This is a genomic window from Paenibacillus sp. MER TA 81-3 (assembly GCF_023713585.1).
GTDB classification, from domain to species: domain Bacteria; phylum Bacillota; class Bacilli; order Paenibacillales; family Paenibacillaceae; genus Paenibacillus_B; species Paenibacillus_B profundus.
Map to the genome: position 1 here is coordinate 1 of NZ_JAMAWB010000004.1, position 25,821 is coordinate 25,821.

Annotated in this window: 23 protein-coding genes and 1 pseudogene; 16 read left to right on the forward strand and 8 right to left on the reverse strand. The window is 52.9% G+C overall.

Translation table 11 applies throughout. The features are described 5' to 3' along the window. The 6 genes and pseudogenes from M3650_RS06135 to M3650_RS06160 form a co-directional block, all read left to right on the forward strand. Positions 1–259: pseudogene (locus tag M3650_RS06135) on the forward strand (group II intron maturase-specific domain-containing protein); the annotation flags it as partial. A gap of 790 nt (positions 260–1,049) precedes the next feature. After that, positions 1,050–2,762: an ABC transporter substrate-binding protein gene (locus tag M3650_RS06140; protein WP_251573299.1), complete on the forward strand. Its 1,713-nt coding sequence runs from the start codon at positions 1,050–1,052 to the stop codon at positions 2,760–2,762. 80 nt (positions 2,763–2,842) lie between these two features. Beyond that, entirely contained in the window at positions 2,843–3,814 is a 972-nt protein-coding gene (locus M3650_RS06145) for an ABC transporter permease (protein WP_019419236.1), read from the forward strand. Continuing rightward, positions 3,811–4,806 (forward strand): ABC transporter permease, encoded by a 996-nt coding sequence (locus M3650_RS06150; RefSeq protein ID WP_019419235.1) that lies wholly within the window; start codon positions 3,811–3,813, stop codon positions 4,804–4,806. The genes M3650_RS06145 and M3650_RS06150 overlap by 4 nt, the downstream gene beginning before the upstream one ends. After that, positions 4,773–5,795 (forward strand): ABC transporter ATP-binding protein, encoded by a 1,023-nt coding sequence (locus M3650_RS06155; protein ID WP_251573301.1) that lies wholly within the window; start codon positions 4,773–4,775, stop codon positions 5,793–5,795. Before M3650_RS06150 ends, M3650_RS06155 begins: the two co-directional genes overlap by 34 nt. Then, positions 5,792–6,793: an ABC transporter ATP-binding protein gene (locus M3650_RS06160; RefSeq protein WP_019419233.1), complete on the forward strand. Its 1,002-nt coding sequence runs from the start codon at positions 5,792–5,794 to the stop codon at positions 6,791–6,793. Before M3650_RS06155 ends, M3650_RS06160 begins: the two co-directional genes overlap by 4 nt. Before the next feature lie 52 nt (positions 6,794–6,845). On the opposite strand, the gene M3650_RS06165 is transcribed toward M3650_RS06160, so the two are convergent. The 6 genes from M3650_RS06165 to M3650_RS06190 form a co-directional block, all read right to left on the reverse strand. Continuing rightward, a complete protein-coding gene (locus M3650_RS06165; protein WP_251573303.1) occupies positions 6,846–7,997 on the reverse strand; it encodes an ABC transporter permease in 1,152 nt (383 codons plus the stop codon). Between the two features lie 91 nt (positions 7,998–8,088). Then, the gene (locus M3650_RS06170; protein WP_251573305.1) at positions 8,089–9,012 is read right to left on the reverse strand and encodes an ABC transporter ATP-binding protein; all 924 of its coding nucleotides are present in this window, start codon (positions 9,010–9,012) and stop codon (positions 8,089–8,091) included. Between the two features lie 20 nt (positions 9,013–9,032). Next, on the reverse strand, positions 9,033–9,779 hold the full coding sequence (locus tag M3650_RS06175; RefSeq protein ID WP_251573307.1) for an ABC transporter permease subunit: 747 nt from the start codon (positions 9,777–9,779) through the stop codon (positions 9,033–9,035). A 19-nt stretch (positions 9,780–9,798) separates the two neighbouring features. After that, complete coding sequence (locus tag M3650_RS06180; protein ID WP_251573309.1) at positions 9,799–10,497, reverse strand: ABC transporter ATP-binding protein; 699 nt, start codon at positions 10,495–10,497, stop codon at positions 9,799–9,801. Next, positions 10,494–10,886 (reverse strand): GntR family transcriptional regulator, encoded by a 393-nt coding sequence (locus M3650_RS06185; RefSeq protein ID WP_019419228.1) that lies wholly within the window; start codon positions 10,884–10,886, stop codon positions 10,494–10,496. The genes M3650_RS06180 and M3650_RS06185 overlap by 4 nt, the downstream gene beginning before the upstream one ends. A 202-nt stretch (positions 10,887–11,088) precedes the next feature. Further along, complete coding sequence (locus M3650_RS06190) at positions 11,089–12,231, reverse strand: virulence factor (protein ID WP_251573311.1); 1,143 nt, start codon at positions 12,229–12,231, stop codon at positions 11,089–11,091. Positions 12,232–12,678: 447 nt separating this feature from the next. On the opposite strand from M3650_RS06190, the gene M3650_RS06195 reads away from it, so the two are divergent. After that, on the forward strand, positions 12,679–13,716 hold the full coding sequence (locus M3650_RS06195; RefSeq protein ID WP_251573313.1) for an MBL fold metallo-hydrolase: 1,038 nt from the start codon (positions 12,679–12,681) through the stop codon (positions 13,714–13,716). Positions 13,717–14,264: 548 nt separating this feature from the next. Here the strand turns inward: M3650_RS06195 and rsgA are convergent. Beyond that, on the reverse strand, positions 14,265–15,521 hold the full coding sequence (gene rsgA / locus M3650_RS06200; protein ID WP_251573315.1) for a ribosome small subunit-dependent GTPase A: 1,257 nt from the start codon (positions 15,519–15,521) through the stop codon (positions 14,265–14,267). 422 nt (positions 15,522–15,943) lie between these two features. Here rsgA and M3650_RS06205 point away from each other — a divergent pair, with 422 nt between their 5' ends. Next, the gene (locus tag M3650_RS06205) at positions 15,944–17,560 is read left to right on the forward strand and encodes an ABC-F family ATP-binding cassette domain-containing protein (protein WP_251573317.1); all 1,617 of its coding nucleotides are present in this window, start codon (positions 15,944–15,946) and stop codon (positions 17,558–17,560) included. An 808-nt stretch (positions 17,561–18,368) separates the two neighbouring features. Here the strand turns inward: M3650_RS06205 and M3650_RS06210 are convergent. Further along, positions 18,369–18,836 carry an ArpU family phage packaging/lysis transcriptional regulator gene (locus tag M3650_RS06210; RefSeq protein WP_019422700.1) on the reverse strand — a complete coding sequence of 156 codons (468 nt, stop codon included), beginning with the start codon at positions 18,834–18,836 and terminating at the stop codon, positions 18,369–18,371. Between the two features lie 779 nt (positions 18,837–19,615). On the opposite strand from M3650_RS06210, the gene M3650_RS06215 reads away from it, so the two are divergent. The 8 genes from M3650_RS06215 to M3650_RS06250 all read left to right on the forward strand — a co-directional run bounded on the left by M3650_RS06215 (position 19,616) and on the right by M3650_RS06250 (position 25,782). Next, on the forward strand, positions 19,616–20,077 hold the full coding sequence (locus M3650_RS06215) for a hypothetical protein (protein WP_019422698.1): 462 nt from the start codon (positions 19,616–19,618) through the stop codon (positions 20,075–20,077). Positions 20,078–20,084: 7 nt separating this feature from the next. Then, positions 20,085–21,083, forward strand: a complete 999-nt coding sequence (locus M3650_RS06220) for a DUF3383 family protein (protein WP_251573319.1) — start codon at positions 20,085–20,087, stop codon at positions 21,081–21,083. 115 nt (positions 21,084–21,198) lie between these two features. After that, complete coding sequence (locus M3650_RS06225) at positions 21,199–21,603, forward strand: phage structural protein (protein WP_019422696.1); 405 nt, start codon at positions 21,199–21,201, stop codon at positions 21,601–21,603. 31 nt (positions 21,604–21,634) lie between these two features. Then, positions 21,635–21,919 (forward strand): hypothetical protein, encoded by a 285-nt coding sequence (locus tag M3650_RS06230; protein WP_087432020.1) that lies wholly within the window; start codon positions 21,635–21,637, stop codon positions 21,917–21,919. Between the two features lie 163 nt (positions 21,920–22,082). Continuing rightward, positions 22,083–23,855, forward strand: a complete 1,773-nt coding sequence (locus M3650_RS06235) for a hypothetical protein (RefSeq protein ID WP_251573321.1) — start codon at positions 22,083–22,085, stop codon at positions 23,853–23,855. A gap of 7 nt (positions 23,856–23,862) precedes the next feature. Further along, a complete protein-coding gene (locus M3650_RS06240; RefSeq protein WP_251573323.1) occupies positions 23,863–24,633 on the forward strand; it encodes a LysM peptidoglycan-binding domain-containing protein in 771 nt (256 codons plus the stop codon). Positions 24,634–24,683: 50 nt separating this feature from the next. After that, the gene (locus M3650_RS06245; RefSeq protein ID WP_019422693.1) at positions 24,684–25,004 is read left to right on the forward strand and encodes a phage baseplate plug family protein; all 321 of its coding nucleotides are present in this window, start codon (positions 24,684–24,686) and stop codon (positions 25,002–25,004) included. Continuing rightward, positions 24,988–25,782, forward strand: coding sequence for a phage protein (locus tag M3650_RS06250; RefSeq protein ID WP_251573325.1), 795 nt, complete (start codon positions 24,988–24,990; stop codon positions 25,780–25,782). Before M3650_RS06245 ends, M3650_RS06250 begins: the two co-directional genes overlap by 17 nt. Positions 25,783–25,821 lie beyond the last annotated feature (39 nt).

Here is a 25,821-nt window from a genome sequence, read left to right on the forward strand (position 1 = left end):
GGGAGATGGATAAATGGATACGAAGAAGGTTACGGATGTGCCTTTGGAAACAATGGAAGAAACCAAAAACCAAAGTCAAAAGGCTTATATCCCTAGGCGTACCCAAGGATAAAGCCTTTGAGTGGGGAATACCCGCAAAGGGTATTGGCGAACTGCGGGAAGTCCGATCCTAAGCCGAGCATTGGATAATCAATACTGGGAATCTAATGGATTAAAGAGTTTAGTGGACAGATACAACTCATTACGGAATATTTCATGAATCGCCGTATACCGAACGGTACGTACGGTGGTGTGAGAGGTCGGGGGCTAGCCGCCCCCTCCTACTCGATTTAGTAAGGAATGTTTAAGCAGCTCGGTGAGGCGCTAAAACGAAGAATTGATAAAAAACGGGGATAGAAGAAGTGTTTCGCCTTGAATCGTCACGTTACCTTTCCCGAAAAAGGTGTGCCCAGTTTCATTTCTTGCCTCACTCCTCCTTTCACACAGAATGGCAGCCTCCTCTTCCCTTTGAAACGTTAATATTTTGCCAGGCGTCCGTACAATGGCCCTTAGCTTCATTCTCCCATACAATCAGGAAGAAAAATATGGAGTTAAGGTACATGCTGTTTCGTATAGATACCATGCCATGAAGCGGCCGAACGTGATGGCAGTGACTCAGAGTTGTCATTGGACTGCCGTCTCCTGAATGATGGGGAGAATGAAGCAAAGAGGATGATGAAGCGAATCATCGTCAATCTGATCGTGCCATTGCATGAACGAATCATTTCATTAGTGATGCAGAGTCAATGCTTTACTATTTGACAGATGGTACATTAACGATAAATAAAATCTGACTCTAAGCGCGGGCGCTCATCTTCTGGTGAGGTTCTCTAATGCCCAGCCATGAATTCTTTATCCAATCTTTAGAAAATATTTGATAATACACAGAGTAATTCCCATCATTTTACTACAATTGCATATGCCGTGATGATAGAATGAAAAGGTAAATATATCCTTCACAAAATATTTGAAAAGATGAAAGGGGATACAATGTGGTAAAAAAGAAGAGGATGTCTTTATTGCTGATTATGGTACTTATTGGAACGCTGTTATCAGCGTGCGGTGGTTCTAACACCGCGACGAATCCACCCAAAGAAGAACCGACACCGTCAGAGAATACATCACAGACGGAACCAGCGAAGGAAAACACAACAAAGACGCCGAAAGACGGGGGAACCCTTACAATGGGCACCTTCTCAGACATCGTGACTGTCAACCCCGTGTTTCAGAGCGACACCTCTTCGGGAGACGTATCCAAGCTTATATTAGCGCAATTGTATAATCTCGATCGCGAAGCCAATGTCGTAGCGGAGCCATGGTCGCTTGCTGCAGAACCACCTCAGATTAGCGAAGATGGCAAGACGTATACCGTCAAGCTGAAGCCGGAGGCGAAGTGGACCGATGGCACGCCGGTTACGGCAGATGACATCATCTTCACCATTAATGCCACCCGCAATCCGGAAGTCGGATCGCCGGGAATAAGCGCATACGATAAGGTAGACTCCATCGAGAAGGTCGACGAACATACCGCTAAGATTCAACTGAAACAAGTCTATGCACCATTCATATACTCCCTTATCCTCACACTTGCTCCTAGTCATATACTCAAAGATGTGCCACCTAAGGAATTGAAGCAGCACGCATACGGAACGGATCCGGCCAAGACTGTAACGAATGGTCCATGGAAGTGGTCCGAATGGAAGCAGAAGCAGCATATAAGCGTCGATGCAGACCCGAATTATTGGGGAGCCAAGAAGCCTCATATTGCAAAAGTCATCTATAAAATATATGCCGATCAAAATACAGAGGTTCAGGCGCTCATCAAAGGTGATGTCGACACGGTATCAGCCATCCCTGTTACGCAATTGGCGGCAGTAGAGAAGCGGGATAACCTTCGTGTCGTTCTGGCGCCGGGCCCAAGTTATGAGTATCTGGGCTTCAACTTCGATCCGAAGAACTTCCCGGACAACTTCAGTCCGTTCGAGGGCCAGAAGACGAGACAGGCAATCGCTCATGCGTTGAACCGTCTAGGCATGGTCGATAACGTGTTGAAAGGGACTGGCAAGCTCATGAACGCCCCGTTCCTGCCTGGTTCATGGGCGGACCCGGGTGAAGCGGCCGTCAACTATAACTATGATGCAGAGAAGGCGAAGCAATTGCTGGCGGAAGACGGTTGGACGCTTGGAACCGACGGCATTCTGACCAAGGATGGCAAACGTTTTTCATTCGAGTTGCAGTATAACGCCGGCAACAGCCGTCGTGAACAGATCTCTTCCATTGTGCAGCAAAATTTGAAGGATGTCGGCATTGAAGTGAAGACGAAGGGCATCGACTTCGCCGCTTGGGTCGATCAGCATTTGAACACGGGCAAATACCAAGCCATCTTGATGGCATGGTCATTGACTGATCCGGATCCGAACGGAGAAAGCACGTTCTCTTCGAAATATTATCCTCCTGCCGGTCAGAACAGCGGCTGGTATAAAAATGAGAAGCTGGATGAATTGTGGGTAAAGGGCTATTCCGTAGTTGAACAGAGCGAGCGCAAGAAGATTTACGAGGAAGTAGGCAAAGAAATCTCCACCGATCTTCCTTACATTTTCATGTACCAGTATGGTACGCCGCAAGGAATCGGGCCGCGAGTCAACTTCGCCGAGGAAGATAAGCCGGAGCCGTCGCTCGCTTACGGATATATGTACCGCATGATTAATTGGTGGGTTGAATGACGTAACGGATACAGCTAAACAACACCGGTGAAGGGGAAGGGGAGCTTGCCCCTTCCCCTTCAAGCTTAGGAGGATAATAAATGACCGAATATTTAATCCGGCGGATACTGCAGTCCGTACTGGTGCTCTTTCTCGTATCCATTATTACGTTTGTGCTCATTCATGCGGCTCCAGGCGGGCCTACGCAAGTGTTTCTGTCACCGGGACTGTCGCAGGAAGCAGCGCAGATCCAAGCGAAGAATCTTGGCTTGGACCAGCCAATACCGGTTCAATATATGCGCTGGATGGGCAGTCTGCTGCAGGGCGACTTGGGACATACGTTCAAGAACAATCTCCCCGTGGGGGAGATCTTATGGCCGACTATGCAAAATACGCTCATTCTCATGAGCGTTGCATGGTTGTTCTCGCTGTTGATAGCGATTCCATGGGGCATATACAATAGTACCGTTGAATACGGACTCTCTGATCAGACCGCCTCATTCATTTCTTATCTTGGTTTCGCCATGCCTACATTCTGGTTCGGGATACTTCTGCAGGAACTGTTCGCATTAGAGTTAGACCTGCTTCCGCTGTCCGATATGTATACGATGGGCAAGGAAGGTCAGATCGGGGATTTATTTATGCACTTGATTCTGCCCGTTACAGTGTTGACGCTAGGTTTCTTGGCTTCCTATGTGAAGTTCTCCCGTTCAAGCATGCTGGAGGTGCTTAATCAGGATTATATCCGCACGGCCAGATCCAAGGGCATGAAAGAGAAGCGAGTCATTTATAGACATGCCTTGCGCAATGCGATGATTCCGATCGTCACCATCCTCGGCTCGGATTTGGCCATTCTCGTGTCCGGAGCGGCCATAACGGAAAATGTGTTCAACTGGCCGGGCATGGGACGTCTCTTCGTGGAAATGGCCTTGGCGCGGGAATACTCGGTATTGATGGCCATTACGCTCATTACGGCCGTTATCGTCATCATCGGCAACCTGCTGGCTGACATTCTGTATGCGCTCATCGATCCCCGGGTTCAGTTGGCGCGCAAGGGAGGGGCATCGGCATGAGTGTAACGAAGCTGCAAAGGAAGCGACACAAGCCCACTCCTGGTTCCGAACCGAAGTTAGAGCCGCCTGTAGAACGATTGTCGGATAAACCGATTGGGATTTGGAAGACGGCATTCAAAAAATTCATGAGCAATCCGTTTGCCGTAGTTGGGCTTGTCGTTCTGCTGTTCTTTATTATTATTGCTTTATTTGCCCGTGTCATCGCACCATTCGATCCGGCTGCCATAGACTTGATCAATGCGAATTTGCCTGCCGGCAGTGAAAAGCACTTGTTCGGAACGGATGAATTGGGCAGGGATGTGCTGTCGCGCTTAATATACAGCAGTCAAGTCTCGCTTCTCGTCGGTTTTTCCGTCGCCATCATTACTGTTGTGATCGGTTCGTTAATTGGCGCTGTGTCTGGCTACTTCGGAGGATGGATCGACACGTTTTTCATGCGTCTAGTAGACGTCATGTACTCCGTGCCGACTTTGTTTCTCAACATTCTTGTGCTGTCCATATTCGGTTCCAAGTTCAGCTACATGATATTCATTATGGCCTCTACCAGTTGGATGGGGACGGCACGCCTCGTGCGGGGCAACTTCCTGCAGTTGAGGGAAATGCAGTACGTGGAAGCCGCCAAGGCGATTGGCGTGTCCAGCTGGGGAATTATCGGAAGACATCTGCTTCGCAACACGACCGCGCCGATTATCGTCAGCGCGACGCTGATGGTGGGCGGTGCAATTCTTGCCGAATCGGCATTGTCTTATCTCGGCCTGGGGGTGCAGGCGCCCGAAACGAGCTGGGGACTGATGCTTAGCAGCGCTCAGGAATTCATGCTGGTCGATCCGTTGCAGGCGATCTATCCGGGATTATGCATCCTGATTGTCGTACTGGCCGTCAACTTCATCGGTGATGGCATACGGGACGCTTTCGACCCAAGCAAAAAAGTGAGAATACCCCGGAGGAGGTTGCAGGAATGGCGGAAAAACTTCTCGAAATCCGGAATCTGACTTCGGGCTTTGTGACGGAGCAAGGAATCGCCAAAGCGACTGACCGGATTACGCTTTCCGTAGAGAAAGGGAAAACCCTTTGCATCGTAGGAGAGTCCGGCAGCGGCAAAAGCGTTGCATCCCTCTCGATCATGCGGTTGGTAGATTATGCCGGCGGTGCGATTTTTGAAGGCAGCATTGGTTTTAGCGGCAAAGAATTGGCTTCTATGAGTCAAAAAGAAATGATCCGTATTCGCGGCAACCGGATTGCGATGATCTTTCAGGATCCGATGTCTGCGCTCAATCCGGTGTTCTCGGTCGGCGATCAGATCGCGGAGAGCTTGCGGCTGCATCGCGGGGTGAGTCGCAAAGAGGCGTGGCGGCAGGCTGTCGATATGCTCCGCCTGGTCGGCATTCCCGACCCGGAATTAAGGGCCAAGCAGTATCCGCACGAGTTGTCTGGCGGCATGCGGCAGAGAGTCGTCATCGCGATGGCGCTCATATGCAAGCCCGAGCTTCTTATCGCCGACGAACCAACTACGGCCCTGGACGTCACCGTACAGGCCCAAATTCTTGATCTGCTGCAGCGCTTGCAGCAGGAACTGGGCATGGCCATTGTGCTAATCACCCACGATATGGGCGTAGCCGCCGAGATGGCTGACCGCATCGCGGTCATGTATGCTGGCAAGATCGTCGAGGAGGGCACGGTTGGGGAAATATTCGATCATCCGAGCCATCCGTATACCATCGGGCTGCTGAAGTCCATTCCCGGATTGGAGGGAGAGCGCGGAGAAGAATTGTACACGATACCCGGCACCATTCCGGGAATCAATCAATTGCCGTCTGGCTGCCGTTTCCACCCGCGCTGCGCGAAGGCAGAGGAGAAGTGCCGGCAAGCGGAGCCTTTGCTCCGTGAATTCAGACCGGATCACCAAGCGGCCTGCTGGTTGTATGATTCCGGCGGCGGACTTGGCGGAGATGACAAGGAATCCGAGGTGAAGCGCGCATGAATGAATCCTATTTTATCGATATTCGCCACTTGAAAAAGTACTTCCCGATTAAGACAGGGCTGTTCAATCGGGTCGTCGGTCATGTGAAGGCGGTTGACGATATTACGTTAGGTATATACGAGGGCGAGACGTTCGGACTAGTGGGCGAATCCGGCTGCGGCAAGTCGACGCTCGGCAGAGTCGTCCTTCATTTGCAGAGGGCGACGAGCGGGGAGGTCTTCTTTGACGGGAAAAATGTACAAGCCATGAATTCTCAGCAGTTGCGGCGGCTGCGGCAGGATATGCAAATTATTTTTCAAGATCCGTTCGGATCTTTGAACCCGCGCTTTCAAGTCCGTGACATTATCGGAGAGCCCTTGCGTGTCCATCAGCGCGCATCAGCCAATGATATAGATAAGAAGGTCGTCGAATTAATGGAGCTGGTCGGACTGGATGCGTCCAGACGCAACCGCTATCCGCATGAATTCTCTGGCGGACAGCGCCAACGTATCGGCATCGCCCGGGCGATTGCCCTGAATCCGCGCTTCATCGTAGCGGACGAAGCCGTCTCCGCCCTGGATGTCTCGGTTCAATCGCAAGTGCTGAACCTGCTTATGAAGCTGCAGAAGGAACTCGGGCTGACGTTCTTGTTCATCGCCCACGGCCTGAATGTGGTCCGGCACATCTCCGATCGCGTAGGGGTCATGTACTTGGGCAAACTGGTCGAGGTAGCGCGTACGGAGGAGCTGTTCGCGAATCCGCTGCACCCTTATACGGCAGCGCTGCTGTCTGCAATCCCGAGGCCAACTCCGCATCGGAAGAAGGAACGAATCGTACTGCAGGGAGACGTGCCTTCACCGGCGAATCCACCGTCCGGCTGCCGCTTCCATCCGCGCTGCTCATTTGCGCAGGAGCAGTGCCGGAAGGTAGCGCCGGAACTGCAAATAGTATCGTCCGACAGACAAGTAGCTTGCCACTTTCCACTGGAGTATAGTGAAATGAAGGTTCTGATACATTAACAGACAACAGCCCCTCTTTCGATGCCGGAAGAGGGGCTGTTCGTTAGCAGGGTTAATGAGCAGCCTGCCGCATAAACCGTGGAAATTGCAGCATAGCGATAAGCAGAGCGACGACAGCAAAAGCAAGCAGTATAAGCACGTTGAGCCATATATCCTGCAAGTGAGCGCCATGCAGGATAATACTCTTCAAGCCTTGCTGCGCCCAATATTGGGGGGTGAAATGGCCGATGGTCTGCATGAATTTCGGCATCATCTCCGTCGGGAACCATAGTCCGCCGATGACGGCTCCGCCCATTGCAATGAGCTGGGTGAATGCGATGCCTTGATTCTCGCTCTTCGCAAAGACCGACAAGGCAAGCCCCAAACCAGTGACGCAAAAGGCCAGCGCTAGAATGATAATAATGACGGACAACATGTCGCCGAGCTCCAGGCCATATACGAAGTGTCCGAAGGAAAGCAGGACTGCGCATTGAAAGATGACGACGAGCAGATATGGAATCCACATGCCGATGAGATAGCTGAGCGGACGCATCGGCGTGCTGGAGAGTCTTGCTGTCATTCCGGTATCTTTGTCGGAGATGAAGCGGCGAGTCATCGAAATAATGACGAAGAAGACGAACATCACCGTGTAGCCCGGCACGACTTGGCTGATCATATCGAAAGGTACTACATTTTCGGTCTTCTCCGCAACGTGAATCGGTGGCGTGAGAACCTGCTTCAGCTTCGCCTCATTCATGCCCGATGACGCCAGGGCTTGCGCAATGTTCGCATCCCGGTAGCTGCCAGCGATATTGTGCAGCACGGCTTGAATCGGAGCTACGGAGGAGTTGGCCGTTTCATCCCGATACAGCGTTACCTCAGCTGGGCCGGTGCCCGATTGCAAGCTCGCTTCGAATCCTTGCGGCAGAACGAGCAACGCGGACAGTTTGCCGTCGCGGATGCTGGCGATCTGCTTCTCCAGCGAGAGCGTAGAGTCGGTCTTCAATTCGAATCCGTCTATACGCTCGATCGACTGCAGCAGCTCCTTGGACGCCGCGGTATGATCCATGTCAAGATATTGTACTTTGATAGTTGAACTGCCGGCGCTGCCGAAGACGGATGCGAACAAGACGATGAATAGAATCGGCAGAACGAGCAGCCAGAAGAAGGTGCCTTTTTCTTTCAACAACAATCGGATTTCTTTGCGAGCTATGCTTTTAATCACGATACAATCCTCCTAAACATTTCGGGTGTTTGCCACCTTCTTGGTGCGTAAAAGTTCACTTTGCGAACTCGAATCAGCAGTCTTGTTATCTTTAAGCATCCCGCAGCGACGTGCCCGTTAAATTCAAGAATACCGTTTCAAGTGAAGGGCGGACGACTTCCAGCCGGGCGACGGCACAGCGCGACTGCAGGCATGCATCCGACGTGCTGCGCATCGTACGCAGCACGTCGTCGGTTTCGATCTTCCAACCGCTTCCATGAGGGGCCGATGTACCCGGCACAGACGCCAGATCCGGCGCGGCAGCGCCATCTGTCTCCACATATACCGATTGCGTTCCATACTGCGCCAGCAGCTCGTGCAATGAACCATTGGCGATGACGGAACCATGATCGATAATGGCCACATCCTCGCACATCACTTCGACTTCCTCCATGTAGTGCGTAGAATATAAGATGGTCACGCCTTCTTGATTCAACTGCCGAATCATTTCAAATATATGATTGCGGGACTGGGGATCGATGCCGACGGTCGGCTCGTCGAGAATGATGAGCTTCGGGCGGTGCAGCAGCGCCGCTGCCATATTGACCCGCCGCATCATGCCGCCCGAGAACGTGGATAGCGCATCACGGGCCCGGTCTTGCAGACCAACCTGTTCCAGCACCTCCGATATTCTCTGCTTCAGTGTGGCTCCTTGCAAGCCGTACATTTCCCCGAAAAAGATCAGATTGTCATAAGCGCTCAGCTTCTCATACAACGTAATGTTTTGTGGGACGTAGCCGATGACCTTGCGCACATCCCTCGCGCGCTGGACCGCATCGATGCCGAATACGTGAACGCCGCCGCTGTCAGGGGCAAGAATGCCGGCTAATATTTTCATCGTTGTTGATTTGCCCGCTCCGTTCGGGCCAAGCAATCCGAAGCAGGTTCCGGTCCGGACTTGAAACGATACGCCTTGTAATGCGGCCTTTTGCCCATAAGATTTTTGCAGTTGAGACACCTGAAGTGCATATTCCATATCAATAACCTCTCCTTTATTTACAGGACGACATCTTTTTTTAGCGTGACGGTAGAGCAGAGCAGTAAGATTACGGCCAGACCGATTGAAATGGGCACCGCGAGCGCAAACTCGTACGGTCCGAACGGAATCGAGCCATTGTCTAGATGTGTGTTCAAGAATTGACCTTTGTCCGGTGTTGGCGGTAACCAAAATATCGCGTTGCCTGATAAGCCATATATCATCCAGAGCAGCGGGGTGAGCGGCTTGAGACGCGACTGTCCAGCGATGGAAGTAAAGAGACCGAATGCGTTCATGAACGGAATGGCAGCGAACACGAACAAATACCACACGGACGAATCTGACATAAACGATAATAAGCCGGCGACTTCAAACGATCCTTGCCAGATAGTCGCGTAAACGTAGAAGAAGAGCGTAATGAGCCAAGCGGCGGTGAAAATGAGAAAGACGACGCAGAGACTAGCCGCATACTTGGACAGTATGAGCGTGCTGCGCGAATAAGGTAGTGACAGCCACCAGCCCAATGTACCGTTTTTCCACTCTTTTTTGACCAAGCTATAAGCCAGCATGAATGACATATAAGGCAAGCCGAAGGTGATGAACATCAACCCCATTGGCTTGACCTTATTGGCAAAATAAGCGGTGACGGCAAGGAGCAGCACAATCCCTGCGGCAAGATAGTAGAGCCGCCATTTGGGGCGATCGCTTTTGCTCTTGCGCCGTTTCAGTTCATCTTTGACTAAATAAAGCAATGCATTTGTATCCATAAGCAATTCCTCCCCGATCTTAACGGTACAGTGTGCGGTAGATAGACTCCATGGAACCCCGCTCCGCGCGCAGCGTCTCGACATCTCCGTGCAGCAGCGCTTGCCCGTTTTCCATAAAGACAACGTAATCAAACAGACTCTCCGACTCGTGAATCTCGTGGGTGCTGATGAGAACGGTCTGCCGATTGTCACTTAAATTGTCTATAATCGCTTCAATAATGCGTTCGCGTGACAACAGATCGATGCCTGAAAACGGCTCATCAAGCAATAATAGAGGCACGCTGCGGGCCATGCAGATCGTAAGCATCAGTCTTGCCTCTTGCCCACGCGACATGCCGTGAACTTTCATCTCGGGGTCCAACCCCATGAATGAAATGAGCGATTCTGCCCGCTGACGCTCGAACCCGGGAAGAAGGTGTTCCGCCCAGTCGAGAGCTAACATGACTGTATGGCCTTCATACCATCGTGCCCGATCGGGCAAATAAGCGATATCTCGATTCGTCTGCCATCCTGGCGTGCGTCCAAGCACATCGATAGTTCCATGGTCCGGCTGTATCAACCCGGCTATCATGCGAAAAAAGGTCGATTTGCCAGCGCCGTTCGATCCCAATACACCGACAACGCGTTCTTGCGGTAAATGTATGGTGAAATCGTCCAATGCCTGCTTCTGTCCGTATCGCTTCACTATATTCTCGGCCCGGATTGCGATTTCGCTCATGAGGGATTTCCTCCTTTTTGCCGAATCAATTGTTGAATATCATCCCATGTAAAGCCTATGCTGTGCATCTTCTCAAAAAACTCCTGTACGGCTTCTTCCGCCAAGTTATTTCGGATCGTTTCCACAGTGTCAGCATTCGTCGTGATGAACGTGCCTTGTCCCCGGCGCGTCTCGGTCAATCGATCCCGCTCCAGCTCTTGGTAAGCACGCATCACTGTGTTCGGCGTTATCTTCAACGCTTGCGCCAGCTCCCGGACCGAAGGAATCTTCTCACCCAACGCAATCTCCCCCTTCGCAATCGAACTTCTAATCTGAGTTAACACTTGCTCATATAATGGCTTGCTTAAGTCAAGCTCAAAGCGCATTCCACCAATGTGAACTTCATTCAATGAGCACCCTCCTCGCGCAAAAACCTTTCTTTGTATAAAGTGTATTATATCACTTGATACACTTGATACAATAGGTACACGAAAAAAAGACAGTTTCCGTATCGGAAACTGTCTGAAAGGACTGGCTATTGCGAGCAGTCTCTAGATTCTATAACGAATGGACAGACTTGAACATGTTATTTCTTAAGGCAGAATGGTGTTTTTATTCAGGCTGATGCTCACGCAATCGGGCCATCTGCTGCCATACAGTGCCGACGGCATCTTCTCCGGAACGAATACGCTCCATCGCGATGCGGGCCTGCAATGCGACTTCGAACTCCGCATCCTGAGCGGCCGTTTCGAGCACAGGCAGCGCCCGATCGTCTCCGGCTTCGTACAAGAAGCGGGCTGCACGCCAACGGACAAGCTTGTTCTTGTCCTTCATGGCTTCCATCATCGGCTCAATGGCGGACGGATCGCCAATATCAGACAACGTGTCTCCCGCTGTGCGGCGCACGCTAACCGAGGAATCCTTCAAGGCTTGGAACAGCAGCGGCATGCATTTCGATGTCTTCAATTCGCCTAAATAGACGACGGCAAGACGCCGAATCTGACTTTGCCCGTCTTGAAGAGCTTGTGCGATGAATGGCAAACGTTCCGCTACAGGCTCCATCCGTTCCAAAGCGGCGTATCGCACACGCCAATCTTCATGCTGCATCCGTTCGGTCAATTCCTCATCTGTTAATTCGCGGCGCTCTTCGACGAATGGCACGTCCGTTTTGCCGGCGGAAATTCCTTGCTGCACCAGAGAATCGAGCCGCTCATCGGGATAGGCTGCCTCTAGCTCCTGTTCCACTTCACGAGCGATATCGGGCAGCTCGCCATAGCGAATCCCGTAATCGCTCAGCTTGCGTTCTTTAATCAAGGTGGCGCTGGCGACTTCCGTCACAGCGCGCACGAAGCGCTCGGACAGGCCGACGCGCTCTTCTTTTCCATCCGCTTGCACGCGAATTTGCATCGGAATGGCGCGGAAATATTGCACATACACTTGAGCTTCCCCGAAGGATGTCCATGATGCCAGGTCGCCCTCTTGTCCTTCAGCGGCTTGCGGTTCACCGAAGATATCGCGCACATCCGTTAAGATGCGCGCCCAGTCCGCATTGGCGAAGCGGTCCAGCGCAATAAAGTCAGCTGTATGAAATACGCTCTTTACACCCTCGATATCGAGCAAGCGTCCGATGATGGCGGGGGCGGAGCGCCGGTTCTCCTCTGTATAGGTTCGACGAATGCCCGCTGGCAGCGTCTCATCCAGATGAAGCTTCATCGAATTCGGGCTGGGCGTTGGTTCAATTGTGATCAATTTCATTGACGGCACCTCCTGCATGTGTAGTCTTGACTATATTGTACCGCAACGAACCTGCAGGAACAATGAAGTGAAGCGGGATGCAATTTGGCAGAAAGACGGTTGGAACGTAAGAAAATGAGTTATAAATATAAGATACAGGTATATGTTCAAGCTGCAGGTCGATTCATTCGTAATGCTGCTGTAGCCCTGCCCCGTAACAGAAAATTGGCAACTGAATCTCAACAACAAGAGGCTAGCTGAATACGATAGGGATTAGCCAGAGTACCCATAGTCGAATAATGGCTCAAACGGTGCTGAGCCATTGCTGCAGGACGATTGGAGCTTAGTTGTTGGGGGAAGTCTGACTCTGGTATGCTAGAACAAGAAATTGACTTCATCGCATCTACAAGGGACTGAACATTAGCCCCTTGCCATTCTATCCGAACTTTCTGCAAATGAGGTGGTGCTATGAAGCGCTATTATGTCAATATGGACGATGTGACAACGGAAAAGGCATGGAAGCAATTTCGGCGCTGGCGTGCCGAACGAAAAGTACGGCTTAAACAGAAGGATTATTCTTATGTGGTTCCGCAAGCGATACCGGAGCTTGACCGGCTGCACGCCAACCGGACAGACACGACTGTCACTTGGATAGGACATTCGACCTTTTTGCTCCAAACCGGTGGTTTAAATATCGTTACGGATCCGGTGTGGGCCGAAAGCATGGCGATGGAGAAACGGCTGGCCCCGCCCGGCATTCCGATTGACCGCATACCGCCGGTGGACGTCATCCTCATCTCGCACTCGCACTATGATCATATGCATCTCAGCTCGATTCGGCGGCTTATGAACCCGAAGACGATGTTAATCGTTCCGGGAGGACTGAGAAGTAAAATGGTGCGTAAAGGGTTCTCGCAGACGATTGAGCTGGATTGGTGGAACGACATCGTTCTTGGCTCGGTGCGCATCACGTTCGTCCCGGCTCAGCATTGGACGCGCAGAACGTTGACGGATATGAATCGCTCACACTGGGGCGGTTATGTAATAGAGCGGTTGCAGACAGAAAAACCGCGCGAGCCTAATGGTCGAGCCGACAATGCTGCTGCGGTGGAGAACACGATTTATTTTGCAGGGGACAGCGGGTATTTCCGGGGGTTTGAGCTGATTGGCAACCGCTTCGATATCGATCTAGCCTTGCTGCCGATAGGAGCGTATGAGCCGGAATGGTTCATGTCGCCGCAGCATATTACGCCGGAAGAAGCGCTGCAGGTGTTCGAGGACGTGAGGGCGAAGGTAATGATCCCGATGCATTACGGAGCCTTCAAGCTGGCGGACGATACGCCGAGGGAAGCGCTTGACCGCTTGGAGGCCGAACGGATCAGACGGAATATGGACCGCAATAGGGTGCGGCTCCTGAGCCTTGGCGAGACATGGAGTCCTTCAGAGGCGAGCGCAGCGAACAGAGAAGCGTCGCATAATATGCGCCGTGCCAACGCTAGAGAGTAAATGCAGGAAAGAATTTAAATGCATACAAGAATATAAATGCACACAAGAATATAAGTGCATGAATAAAATATACGATTGCTATTCAAGAAACAGCCTCTGTAGCAGGTTGTTTCTTTTTTTTTATTATTCTGTATCTTCTCGTATGTCAGGGTGTTAGAAACAGAAAAGTGATGGAACAGTGGATCCGGCTGTTTTTGAGCAATTGCTGCGGAATGAGTGTCAAAGCATTGGACGAACTCCAATGAAGCCTGCTGTAAAGAGGTATAGGCTGCTGATTCATTGTATAAAATCCAATGCAGGATGGAACGAGAGGGATGCCACGGACAAGTATGGTCACGCCTTCAGCCCTATTTTAGAGGGGAGCTGGGTCGAATGAGTTTCATGGAGCATAATCGATTTTAAAAGATTAATAGTTCAACTTATATAGATAGAGGAGACGGTATTCCAGCTTGAGGCAGGCTCCAGGGATGCTTGTTGGAGCATCCCTGAACCACCGATGACGAGCGCATGTTTTTGCATTCAATGCGGCTCCTCTTGGATTTATTGATTTAGCGCCGTTTGCTGGAAGTATTGAACGTCTTCGTCAGCTTCTTAACGCTGTTCGCTTGCTGACGCTTGAGTTGGGCTTCCTCCGAGCGGCGCATGTAGGCGATTTCCCGCTGCAGCTTATGATAGCCCTTCAGGCGCTCCGCTTCTAATTCCCCTAGCGCGATGGCTTGCTGCACGGCGCAGCCAGGCTCGTGCTGGTGGGAGCAATTGGAGAAGCGGCAGTCTGACGCCAGCGCTTCAATATCCTCGAAGGTGTGCGCCAGCCCGCTGCCGCCGTCTACGGCAATCATGCCGACTTCGCGCATGCCGGGCGTGTCGATGAGCCACGCGCCGCCGGAGAGCGGCAGCAGCTCGCGGTGCGTCGTGGTGTGACGGCCTTTGCCGTCGCTCTCGCGCACCGTCTGCGTTGCCATGTGCTCTCCACCTGCAAGGGCATTGGCGAGCGTGGACTTGCCGACGCCGGACGAGCCGACGAGGACGACGGTCGTCCCGGGCGCCAGCAGTGCTTGCAGGCGGTCGAGGCCTGCGCCCGTATGCGCCGACACCGCGAAGACGTTGGCGCCGGGGACGGTGCGCATCGCTTCCGCCGCGAACGCAGCCGGGTCCTCGGCCGCGTCGGCCTTCGTGAGCACGACGGCTGGCATGGCGCCGCTATCCCACGCGAGCGCAGCGTAGCGCTCCAGCCGCCGCGGCTCGAAGTCGCTCGTCATCGCTGTGACGAGCAGCGCCACATCGGCGTTCGCGGCGACGACCTGCGCGTCCCGCCGGTTGCCGGCGACCTTGCGCGCGAACAAGCTGCGGCGCGGCAGCACGCCAACAATTGTCGCGCGGCCCTCCGCCTGGCGCGGCGCTATGGCGACCCAGTCGCCGACGCACGGCCAGTCGCTCAGCGTGAGCATGCCTGCGCGCGCTTGTCCGGACAGCTCGGCGAGCCATTCGCCGTCCGCGCTAATGACGCGGTACAGGTGCTTGTGCGCGAGTGACACGCGCGCTGGCACGAGCTCACCGGCAAAACGGCGGGCGACCGCTTCGTTAAGCCCATCGAGCCACTGTGTCCACGTATCGGACCACGCGTCATTCCAGCCAAGCTCGGAGAGCTCCTTCACGGCGCAGCCGCCGTCTTGCACTTGCGGGAAGCCGCCGTCAGCCTGTTCTGACTCTACGGCTTCCGTATATGGAATGGTTTCGTTATGAATGATGTTGATTTCTTGCGATTGATCTTGCTTGAGATTTTGTTGTTTTTTCCCTTGATTCAAGTCTGTATTCTCCCTTGTTTACGGCCTGAGGCCGCGTCAGAATGAACTTGCATGGTCACCTTCCAACGACATTGCGCCACGGTCAAGTTCGGGAACAGAATACAGTTCAACGTCACTAGCGTCGAAGTTTGCATAATTGCGGATGCGCTAGGCGTCGAGCAGTTCCTCCCGAACGTTATATGCTGTTGCCATATTACATCCCTCGCTTTCTAAATCAGATAATCACATTATATACGGATAATCCACTAAATGGTAGATAGGAAGTCGACGATATATATGCAGCATCGAGGAACACATACAGACGCACAAATAGACGAATATCGTGGATGTCGTGCAGATAAATACTGTTAAAATCGCAAAATACAGATAAGTGTGCTATAATAACCGTTTGAAACCATTATAGTTAAAAGGACGGGAATGCCATGATTAGTACAACCGGCGTTACGCTCCGCTACGGCAAACGCGCGCTGTTCGAGGACGTGAACATCAAGTTTACGCCCGGGAACTGCTATGGCCTAATCGGCGCGAACGGTGCGGGGAAATCGACATTTCTTAAAATATTGTCCGGCGAGATCGAGTCGACCAATGGAGAGGTGCATATTACACCGGGAGACCGTCTGTCGGTCTTGAAGCAGAACCATTACGAGTATGATGAATACCCGGTGTTGGAGACGGTCATTAGAGGCCATCAACGCCTGTACGATATTATGAAGGAAAAAGACGCCCTCTACGCCAAAGCGGATTTCAGCGAGGAAGACGGCATGCGTGCCGGCGAACTCGAAGGGGAATTTGCGGAATTGAACGGCTGGGAAGCGGAGGCAGATGCAGCAGAGATGCTGATTGGCCTTGGAATTCCGAAAAATATGCATGACAACAAGATGGCAGAGCTGGAAGGCAACCAGAAGGTTCGTGTCCTGCTTGCTCAAGCGTTGTTCGGCCGCCCGAACATCTTGCTGCTAGATGAGCCTACGAACCATTTGGATTTGGAGTCGATCAATTGGTTGGAGAACTTCTTGATGGATTACGAAGGCACTGTTATCGTCGTATCCCATGACCGCCATTTCTTGAACAAAGTATGTACGCACATCGCAGACATCGACTTCGGCAAGATTCAGCTCTATGTGGGCAACTACGACTTCTGGTACGAGTCAAGCCAACTGGCCCAGCATATGATGCGCGACCAGAACAAGAAGAAGGAAGAGAAGATTAAAGAGCTGCAAGCGTTCATTCAGCGCTTTAGCGCGAACGCGTCCAAGTCGAAGCAAGCGACTTCCCGTAAGAAGATGCTCGAGAAGATTACGCTTGACGATATTCGTCCATCGAGCCGCAAATATCCATTCATCAACTTCAAAGCAGATCGTGAAGCAGGCAAACAGCTTCTGACTATCGAAGGCTTGACGAAGACGGTGGATGGCGAGAAAACGTTCGATAATCTTCACTTGGTTGTTAACAAAGGGGACAAAATCGCGTTGGTCGGACCGAACAGTGCGGCGAAGACGACGTTGTTCCAAATTCTTATGGGCGAGCTGGAAGCAGATGCAGGTACGTATTCTTGGGGCGTGACCACGTCGCAGGCCTATTTCCCGAAAGACAACGCAGCCTACTTTGACGGTGTGGAGATGAGCCTTGTCGATTGGCTGCGCCAATATTCGAAGGATCAGGATGAAACGTTCCTGCGCGGATTTTTGGGCCGTATGCTATTCTCCGGTGAAGAAGCACTGAAGAAGGCAAGCGTGTTGTCCGGGGGCGAAAAGGTACGCTGCATGCTGTCGAAAATGATGATGACCGGTGCAAACGTGCTTATTTTGGATGAGCCTACGAATCACTTGGACCTCGAGTCCATCACGGCGTTGAACAACGGTCTTATCGACTGCGACGGAACGATTCTGTTTACATCGCATGACCATCAGTTCGTACAGACGATCGCGAACCGCATTATCGAGATTACACCGAACGGCATCATCGATCGCGTGACGACGTTTGACGAATATTTGAATAGTGATGAAATTAAGGCGTTGCGCGAGCAGATGTACGCGTAAGCTAATAAATGTTATAGGACAGGGAGTCCAGACCTTCTGAAAAGGAGTAGGTCTGGACTCTTTTTTTTCCTTATAGAATGAATCCTCACTTTGATCTTCCCGAAAAGGGTACATCTATGTGCTCCTTTGCGTCACTCTCCCATCTATTCAGAACAGCTGCAACCCCTTCTCCTGCAAACGAACTGAAAATAAAAATACTTGTCCATAACAAAAGACTTCATGGTCCAGTCCTTATCTCCATTCTCCCGTACAGTCAGGAAGGGGAACATCGAGGCGGAGGCACATGCCGTTTCGTATAGATACATATGCCATGGAACCGGCTGCTCAGCATGGAAGCTAACCTCGCAGTGTCCGGAGAGTTGTGATTGGGCACATTGCCGCCTTCTGACGGAAGGGGAGAATGGAGCAAAGGTGTGGATGAAGCAGTTCGTCCGCTCAAAAGGCCAGTTAGGCTGGCAGCGTAGAGAGTCGAGATGATTCGTCCGGCCTTCTGACGGAAGGGGAGAATGGAGCAAAGGTGTGGATGAAGCAGTTCGTCTGCCCAAAAGGTCAGTTAGGCTGGCAGCGTCGAGAGTCGAGATGATTCGTCCGGCCTTCTGACGGAAGGGGAGAATGGAGCAAAGGTTCGGATGAGCGAATCACGTTCAATCTAAACGTGACACTGGGGGCGCTTTTTTTTGTCAAGATGTGAACGGCTGCGGTGAAGCGGCTGACTGAACGACAATCGCCTATCCTCTCCAACCCGCGTGATGCCGGGTGGCATAAGGATAGGCGATGTTGTCGTTAATGCCGATGCAGGTGGGGGTGGTTACGTGGTATGGGCAGGGCGGAATGCGTATTGAAAGGCGTGCAGCAGCTTCTCGAACGCTCGCTTACGAATGTGTCCGTAGGTGACGGCGCTGATCGGAGGATCGAAGCTGAAGCAGTACACTTTCGTGTCGGTCATGCGGGCTGCCTTCATATAGCGCTCGCGGATAAGCAGCTGCTCGTCCGGCTCCAACTCGTTAACTATCGATTCAACCAGTTCGCAGAAAGCAAGGCATTCGCTCGCCTTGTCTGTATTGTATACAGCAATCGCAGCCGTCGGGTCTCCGATCCGGTTCGTAGCCCCATTCTCTCTTGTCTCGTAATTCGCCGTAATCTTCGCTTCGCGCACCGCAAACTTCATTACTTTGCACATTCTGTATTTAGCAAACACTTCCTCGATGCGGGCTTTCGCTTGTTTGGCATCCATCGTTTCCATGTGAGGTATCTCCATATATTCCATCGGTATCATCAAGCAAGTCCTCCTTCATTTCGACTCTTAGAGGTTGTTCAAATTGTCGCCTTTTGATCACGAAGCATCCCGAGAGGTATTTCGGTATCGAAGCTTGCATTCACTCGTGAAGAGTCAAACTTGTAACTCTGCTCCTCCTTCGAGGAATGCTTTCGATGAAGTTTTCTTGCGAAAACTTGGGCTTCTCGGTACTGAAAAGTGTCATTTTTGAACACGCACTCTTAGTAATAGTTGCTTAAAATATCCCTTGTTGCTCATCCATCGTCCCGAGAGGGAATACGGCATCGAAGCTTGCGTTCGCTATAAAGAGCAAATGCTTCCGCTGTCGTTGTCTAAGAATCATGCTGGGCGCTCATGCCAGACATGCAAGAAAATGCTTGTAAGATGAGTCGCTTCCATCAATGAACAGCAATGCTGAATCTTCTTCGCGAATGCTTCCTGCAGCACGTTTTACGCGCATGCGCATCCTTCTCGGTAGTAACAAACTTCCTATAGAACACAACGACTTTGAGGTTGTTTAAATTGAACACCGTGGCAGGTATACCCATTATACCACAAAACAAGAACATTTGTTCTTATAATAATATAAAAAGAAATCATCAAAAAACTAATAATTCCCTTTAAATCAAACATGTGTTCGCCATTCTATACTAGTAACGTGGACATCGTGAGCACAGAAGCCGCATCTCCAAGACAGCCCGTAAGTTTTCAAAGAAGCGGGTCGTCGGCAAGCAGCGGCAGAAGGATGCTTCAGGATGATTCCAAGGAGGTGATGGAATTTGATTGCATATCGGGATATCGTTCAACAGTGGATCATGCCGCTGGGTCAGGCGTTGCAGCTGCCTGTCATAAGCGTGGATGCGCTCCAGCCGGACAGCTCGCTGCCGCTCATTGCCTATGATGTCGCTTCCCCGTACATCGATTGCACGCCGAATCAATCGGAGCATCAGGGCGCTGTGGACAAGGTGGTGGAAATGGAGTGGCTGCTTCTTATCCGAGCGGGCGATCGGATGGAGATGGTTGAACGATGCCGGGACATGTTGGGCTGGCTGTGGACCGACGGAGTGGATTGCCTCGAGAGCATTCCGGCCGCGATGGTGCATATCAGTCCAGCGCAATGGAAGACGGAGCCGCATGCGGGGCTTGGCCTTCAAGTCAAGCTGCGCATGAAGGACCGCTTCGAACGGACGGTGCCGTCCGTAGCAACGATTCAGTTGAATCCAATGAAATCAAAGGAGTGAAGGGAAGATGACATTGCAAGACGTGCAAGTAACGATTGATTTGCAGAAGCCGACGGGACGATTGTCCTTCGCCATGCCACTGATTCTCGGGAAAAAAGAGGGCGGTTCCGCCTACAAGGAATATGGCGATCTGGAAACGGTGAAGGTCGACTTCGCTGAGGCGACGCCAGAATACAGAATGGCGCAGGCCCTCTTCGGCCAAGGAGATCGCTCTCCGGCCCGCATTGCCATTACGGCACACGACGAGCAGGAAGCGGCGGTGGACCGCCTGCGTGCCGTGTTGGATATGGGATGGTACTATTTGCTGTCCGCCGACAATGGTCCTGCGACGGTAGAAGCCCTTGCGGCTGAGCTGGAGAAGGAGGACTATCGCTTGTTTGTCACTCGGGTTGCAGACAAGACGAAGCTGCAGGCGTTGAAGGCGAAAGAATATACGCGAACCGCGGCATTCTATCATACTGACGCCGATGCGTATCCTGATGCGGCGCTCGTGGGCGCGGTTGGTTCCGCTGATGTTGGCTCCGTTACCTGGAAATTCAAGGCATGCACCGGCATCGCGCCGCTCAAGCTGACGGCAAGCGAGCTGATGGAAATTCATGACGGCGGAGCTTTCACTTACGTGAACAAGCAAGGCGAAGCCCGCACGTCGGAAGGCAAGACCGTATCCGGCGAATATATCGACGTCATCATGTCGCGAGATTATGTCCGTGCCCGCATGGAGGCGCAAATTCAGCAGCTGCTCAATCAGTCTGACAAGGTGCCGTATACGAACGCAGGCATTGCGCAGATCGAGAGCACGGTCGTCAATGTGCTCCAGGAAGCGTTCCGCATGGGCATCATCGCCGCGGATGACAGCGGCGAGCCGTTGTTCGGCACTTCTTTCCTGCTGCGCAATGAGGTGGATCCAAGCGATCGAGCCAACCGTGACTATCGGGGCGGGTCGTTCTGGTTCGAGATTGCCGGCGCGGTCCATCAGGTGCGCATTAAGGGTGTCATCCGCTTCTAAGCGGGAGCGGTAGGGAAGACGCTTTACGAAATTATTCATTTATACGGCTTGGACAAGCCAAGCTGTTGGAATTCATTGAATTATATCCGTACAGGAAAAGGAAGGTGCGATAGCAATGAGTATCGGCATTTATGATGCAAAGCAAGTGTCCGTTATCGTGGACGGCAAGTATATTACGGGATTCGGAGAGAACACATTCGTCTCCTGCGAGAAGGATGAAGAGCAGTCCGTGGCGCACGTTGGCGCTCGTGGCGAAGTTGCCATTGCTCACAAAAACAATCCGCTCGGCACGGTGAAATTAACGCTCATGTCAACATCTCCGCAGTTGGAACTGCTCCATCGTCTCGCACGCGAAAAGAAGATATTCGACATCTGGGTCGTGTCCCATAATGAACCGCGCGAGCGGATTGGCGGCACGCAGGCCATCGTGAAGAAGCTGCCGGCAGCGGCATACGGATCGGAGCTTGAGGATCGCGAATACGAGATTCAAGTGCTGGACTATACACATCAGGTGATGTAACGAAAATACGACTGGGAAAGGGTGAATCAATGTGAGCAAGCAAACGACAGTAACGCTGGAGGGTGAGGATTACGTCCTGCAGCATCCAGGCGCGCGTGCCTTGATGCGGCTGTACGACGTTGCCCTGAAGGCAGACGGCGGCTGGAAGCTGGAGTCTTCGATGGATTTCTTCCTCCAGCATGTGATCGTATCCCCGCGCCTCAGCTGGGAGGCGCTCGAAGACAAATCCGACCTCTTAACTCCGCTCTGGCTGGAATGCGCGCGGTTTTTAGGGATGGTCGATACACCCTTGGAGCCCGAATCATCCATCGTATAAACGTTCCATTTCCACGAATCCGCTCCGGCAGCTATTTTGGCATGTCGTGTTGAATAGCCGGGGCGGCATTACGTATGCGGAGGCGGACGCCATGAGCATCGAGGATCTATGCGAAGCCGCCTCCGCCATGGAGTGGATGTTCGGGAAAGGAGGGAACTAAGAAATGGATGCACAGGTATCTACAGCCATTCACCGCGAGCTGAGATCGATGAACGGCAGGTTGAGCGATTTGAAGCCGGTCATCACCATTCTGAAGGATGCGATGCGGGATCAGACGGAGCAGCTGAAACGGCAGGCCAAGCTGGCAAGCTCGCTGTTGGCAAGCAATATGTCTCGACAGGCGGGCTCAGCTTCTCTGGCCAGCGCCAATAGATCGAACATCGCCCAAGCTCAAGCTTCCGTCAAGGTTGTCGTCGGGCAAAGCTCGGGAGCAGTCCCCGCGGGAGCGATGGACAAGCCCGCCAAATGGAACGATCCATTTATGAAGTCGGCGCCCGTGACGTTGACGCAGGATATGAATGACATGTTCAAGCCGTTCAAGGACTTTGCAGACAACGTGAAGTGGGTGAAGGACAAGTTCAAAGGAGGCGGAGGCGGCTGCAAATGCTGCTGCTGCGCGGGAACCACTGGCTCCGGCAATATGGGCGGCATGTTCGATTCGGGCAAGGATGACAAAGGCAAGCGTTCCGGAAAAGGAAGCGGAAAGAAGGGCTCCTCGGCGTCCCGAGAGGGCAGCGACCAAAAGAAAACGCCGCGGCGAACCGACACTTATCGCCGGCGCGGATGGAGAGGCGGCAATAAATCGCCTTCCTCGATGAGGCCCGTTGCCGAAGCTTCATCCGGCACTGGAAAAGGCGCCATTAGCGCTCCTGCGACAAGTGCTAATGCTGGAGAGATGGGCAAGGCGGCTCACGCGGAAGGCAGCCCGATTGGGAAGACGAGAAAACAAACACACGGCAAGACAAAGAGGCCGCCGAAGATTGGCAATGGCAGGTTCGGCAGGCGGATAGGTCTCGGACTTCTTGGAGCAGGTTTAAGTTTGTTTGGAGGGTTCGGAGGCAAGCAGAACGACGAGCCGTCCGAGGCTCCCGCAGTCAGATCTCTGTCAGGAGCGGGAGGAGCGTTGGGGGCAGCCGCAACGGGAACAGCGATGGGATCGGCCGGCTCTGGCTCCGAAGCGCCTGCTCCGGCCACGGTGCTCGCCGATGCCGCGACGACCGCGCAGACGACGATGGACATGGCGCATACCGCGCAATCCGTGCGTACGGCAATGAACCCGATGCCGAATCCAGTCCAGCAGGCAGCCGCCTCGGCCCAGACAATGGCCCAGACGACCGCGACCGTGCAGAAAGCGGCATCCGCCGCGAAGAAGACGAGCTGGTTCGGCAAGCTCATCAAAGGGGCGAAGGTGGCCAGCAAAGCGACGAAGCTGCTGCGGCTCAACCCTGCGGGATTTTTGGGAGGTCTGGTGCTGGATGCTGGTCTATGGGCCGCAGAGAAATATTTGCTGCCGAAGGATGAAGAGGACGAAGAGGCTTCTGAACAGATCCTGTCAACCAATCGGATCATTCCGAAGATGAAGCCGCCGACGGCTGCGCTGCGCGCCCAGAGCGGAGCGCCCATGTCTTCCTTGTCCGCTCCGGTATCACCTCGGCCTTATTCGGATATGACCGGAACGGGGGATGGCATCACGGCCGCTCCGCCGCTTAACATTCCGGGTCCGCTGCCGGGCGGGGGCGGGTCGATGGATGTGAGCTCGAACAGCAACGTCGTCATGAACCTCAATGTGAACGGTTATATCGACATGCGCATGATTGAGGAAATCAAACGCATCGCACGCGATCAGTTCGACGCCTCGTTCCGTTCGTTCGAGCGCAGCATTTCGAGTAAAATGCCGCAGCCGCTAACTACGAAGGAAGGGGCGATGTCCTATTAAGACGAAATTGAGCCGCTTGGGCGGAATCGAGCTGTTCGTCACGTCGGAGGAGCCGGAATACGCGGTTCAGGTTAGCAGCCACAACATTGAAAAGGGCGGCACGATAACGGATCACATTCAAAAGGATACGGTCAGCCTGCATCTGGAGGGGCTCATTCTTGGGCCCCAGGCGTCGAATTACCGCCATCGCCTCGTGAAGGCGATGAACGCGGGCACGCTGCTGCAATATACCGGACGCAACATGCTGCTGAACTGCGTCATTACGAGCCTGCGGACGGCGCATGACAGCTCGATCGGCAACGGCATGAGCTTCTCGCTGACGCTCAAGCAGATTAATGTCGTGACGATCCGGTATACGAAGCTTCCTCCGAAGCGCAAAGCGGCGGTGAAGCCGAAGGTCCGTTCAGGCAAACGGAACACGTCATACCGTCCAAAGCCCTGGTCGCATATTGTGCGAGCGGGACAGAGATGGGAATCTATTGCCCGCTATTACGGCATTGGCGTGAGGCAGCTTCGCGAATGGAATTCTCATTTGGATCCCAGTGTGCCGCCACCGATTGGCATGATGTTGTCTATTGGGCAGAAGGCGACGGAGAAGCAGAAGAAGGTGAATCCGAATCTGAAGTATGCGTACCGGACCTATACCGTTCAGTCGGGAGATTCCTGGTACTCGATTGCGGCCAAGTTCCGTATCCCGGTCGACGTGTTGCGGGGCATGAATGACAATATCAGCTCTTACGCCACGTTGAAGGCGGGCATGGATATCCGGGTGGCCTGACGCGGCGGGAGACAAGGAAGGCGCCTTTTTGGCAGAGAGGAGGAAGATGGATGGCTGTCATTGTCATTGACAAGGAGCTTGTCCCTTATTCGTTCGACATGGATTTAGGGGAACGGACGTATACGTTCGAGGTGCGTTACAACGCGCGGCATGATTATTTTACGGTTGATTTGCTGGAAGGGGATATTCCCCTTGCGCTTGGCGTCAAGCTGGTGTGGGGAGTGCCGTTGTTCGAGAGCATGGAAACGCCCGATTTTCCGCTGGAGTTGATCGTGCCTTACGGCGACAACCCGGAAGATCACGTCACTTGGGATACGCTCGGTCAGTCTGTGTCCATGCATCTGGGAGAAGACGATGGAATATTTGTATAAACGCAATTGCGAAGTGCTTATTGGCGGCTATCGCTTCACGTATGAGGATCTATCGCTCCGGGTCGTAGTCGATTTCGATGACGACAAGGAGCCGAATGAATCGACGGTTGAGCTCTATAATCTGTCCAAGCATACGTTGGCCAATTTGAAAACGGGCATGCGCGTCATCGTCAATGCGGGCTACGGAACGGATCTCGGGACGGTGCTGCAGGGCAACATTGTCGAGGTGCGAACGAAGCGGGAGCAGATGGACCGGGTGACGACGATTCAAGTGAAGGATGACTTGAAGGTGTCAGTGTATGACATGGTGCATACGTATCGGCCGGGCAGCAAGGCGAGCGAGATTATTAGGGATCTGTTGAACCGGGCCCAGATTCCGCACGGCGAGCTGCGCATGCCTGCCGACCACACCTATGCGAAGGGATTCGTGGTCAAGGGCGATCCGCTGAATGCGATTCGGCGCGCCGCGGCGGCATGCGGCTTGGGCACGTATACGATGCAGGGCAAGCTGTATTTTCAAGCGGCCAATATGGTTGCGACGAGCCGCACGTTTGTCGCGTTGTCTCCGGAGAGCGGGCTTATCGACAGTCCCCAGTCTTTTGAAGAGGGGAAGACGAAGGGAGTCCGAGCGACTTCCCTGCTCAATCATCGTCTGCATGCCGGCGCACAGATCCGGCTCGTAAGCGAGGATTTCGAGGGCGTGTATAAGGTGAAGCAGGGCAACCATACGATTTCGGGCGAGCAGTTCATCACGGAAGTGGATTTGGTCAAGGAGTGAGGCCGCGGAGTGATTACGCGGTCGTTTTGCTGGCAAGTT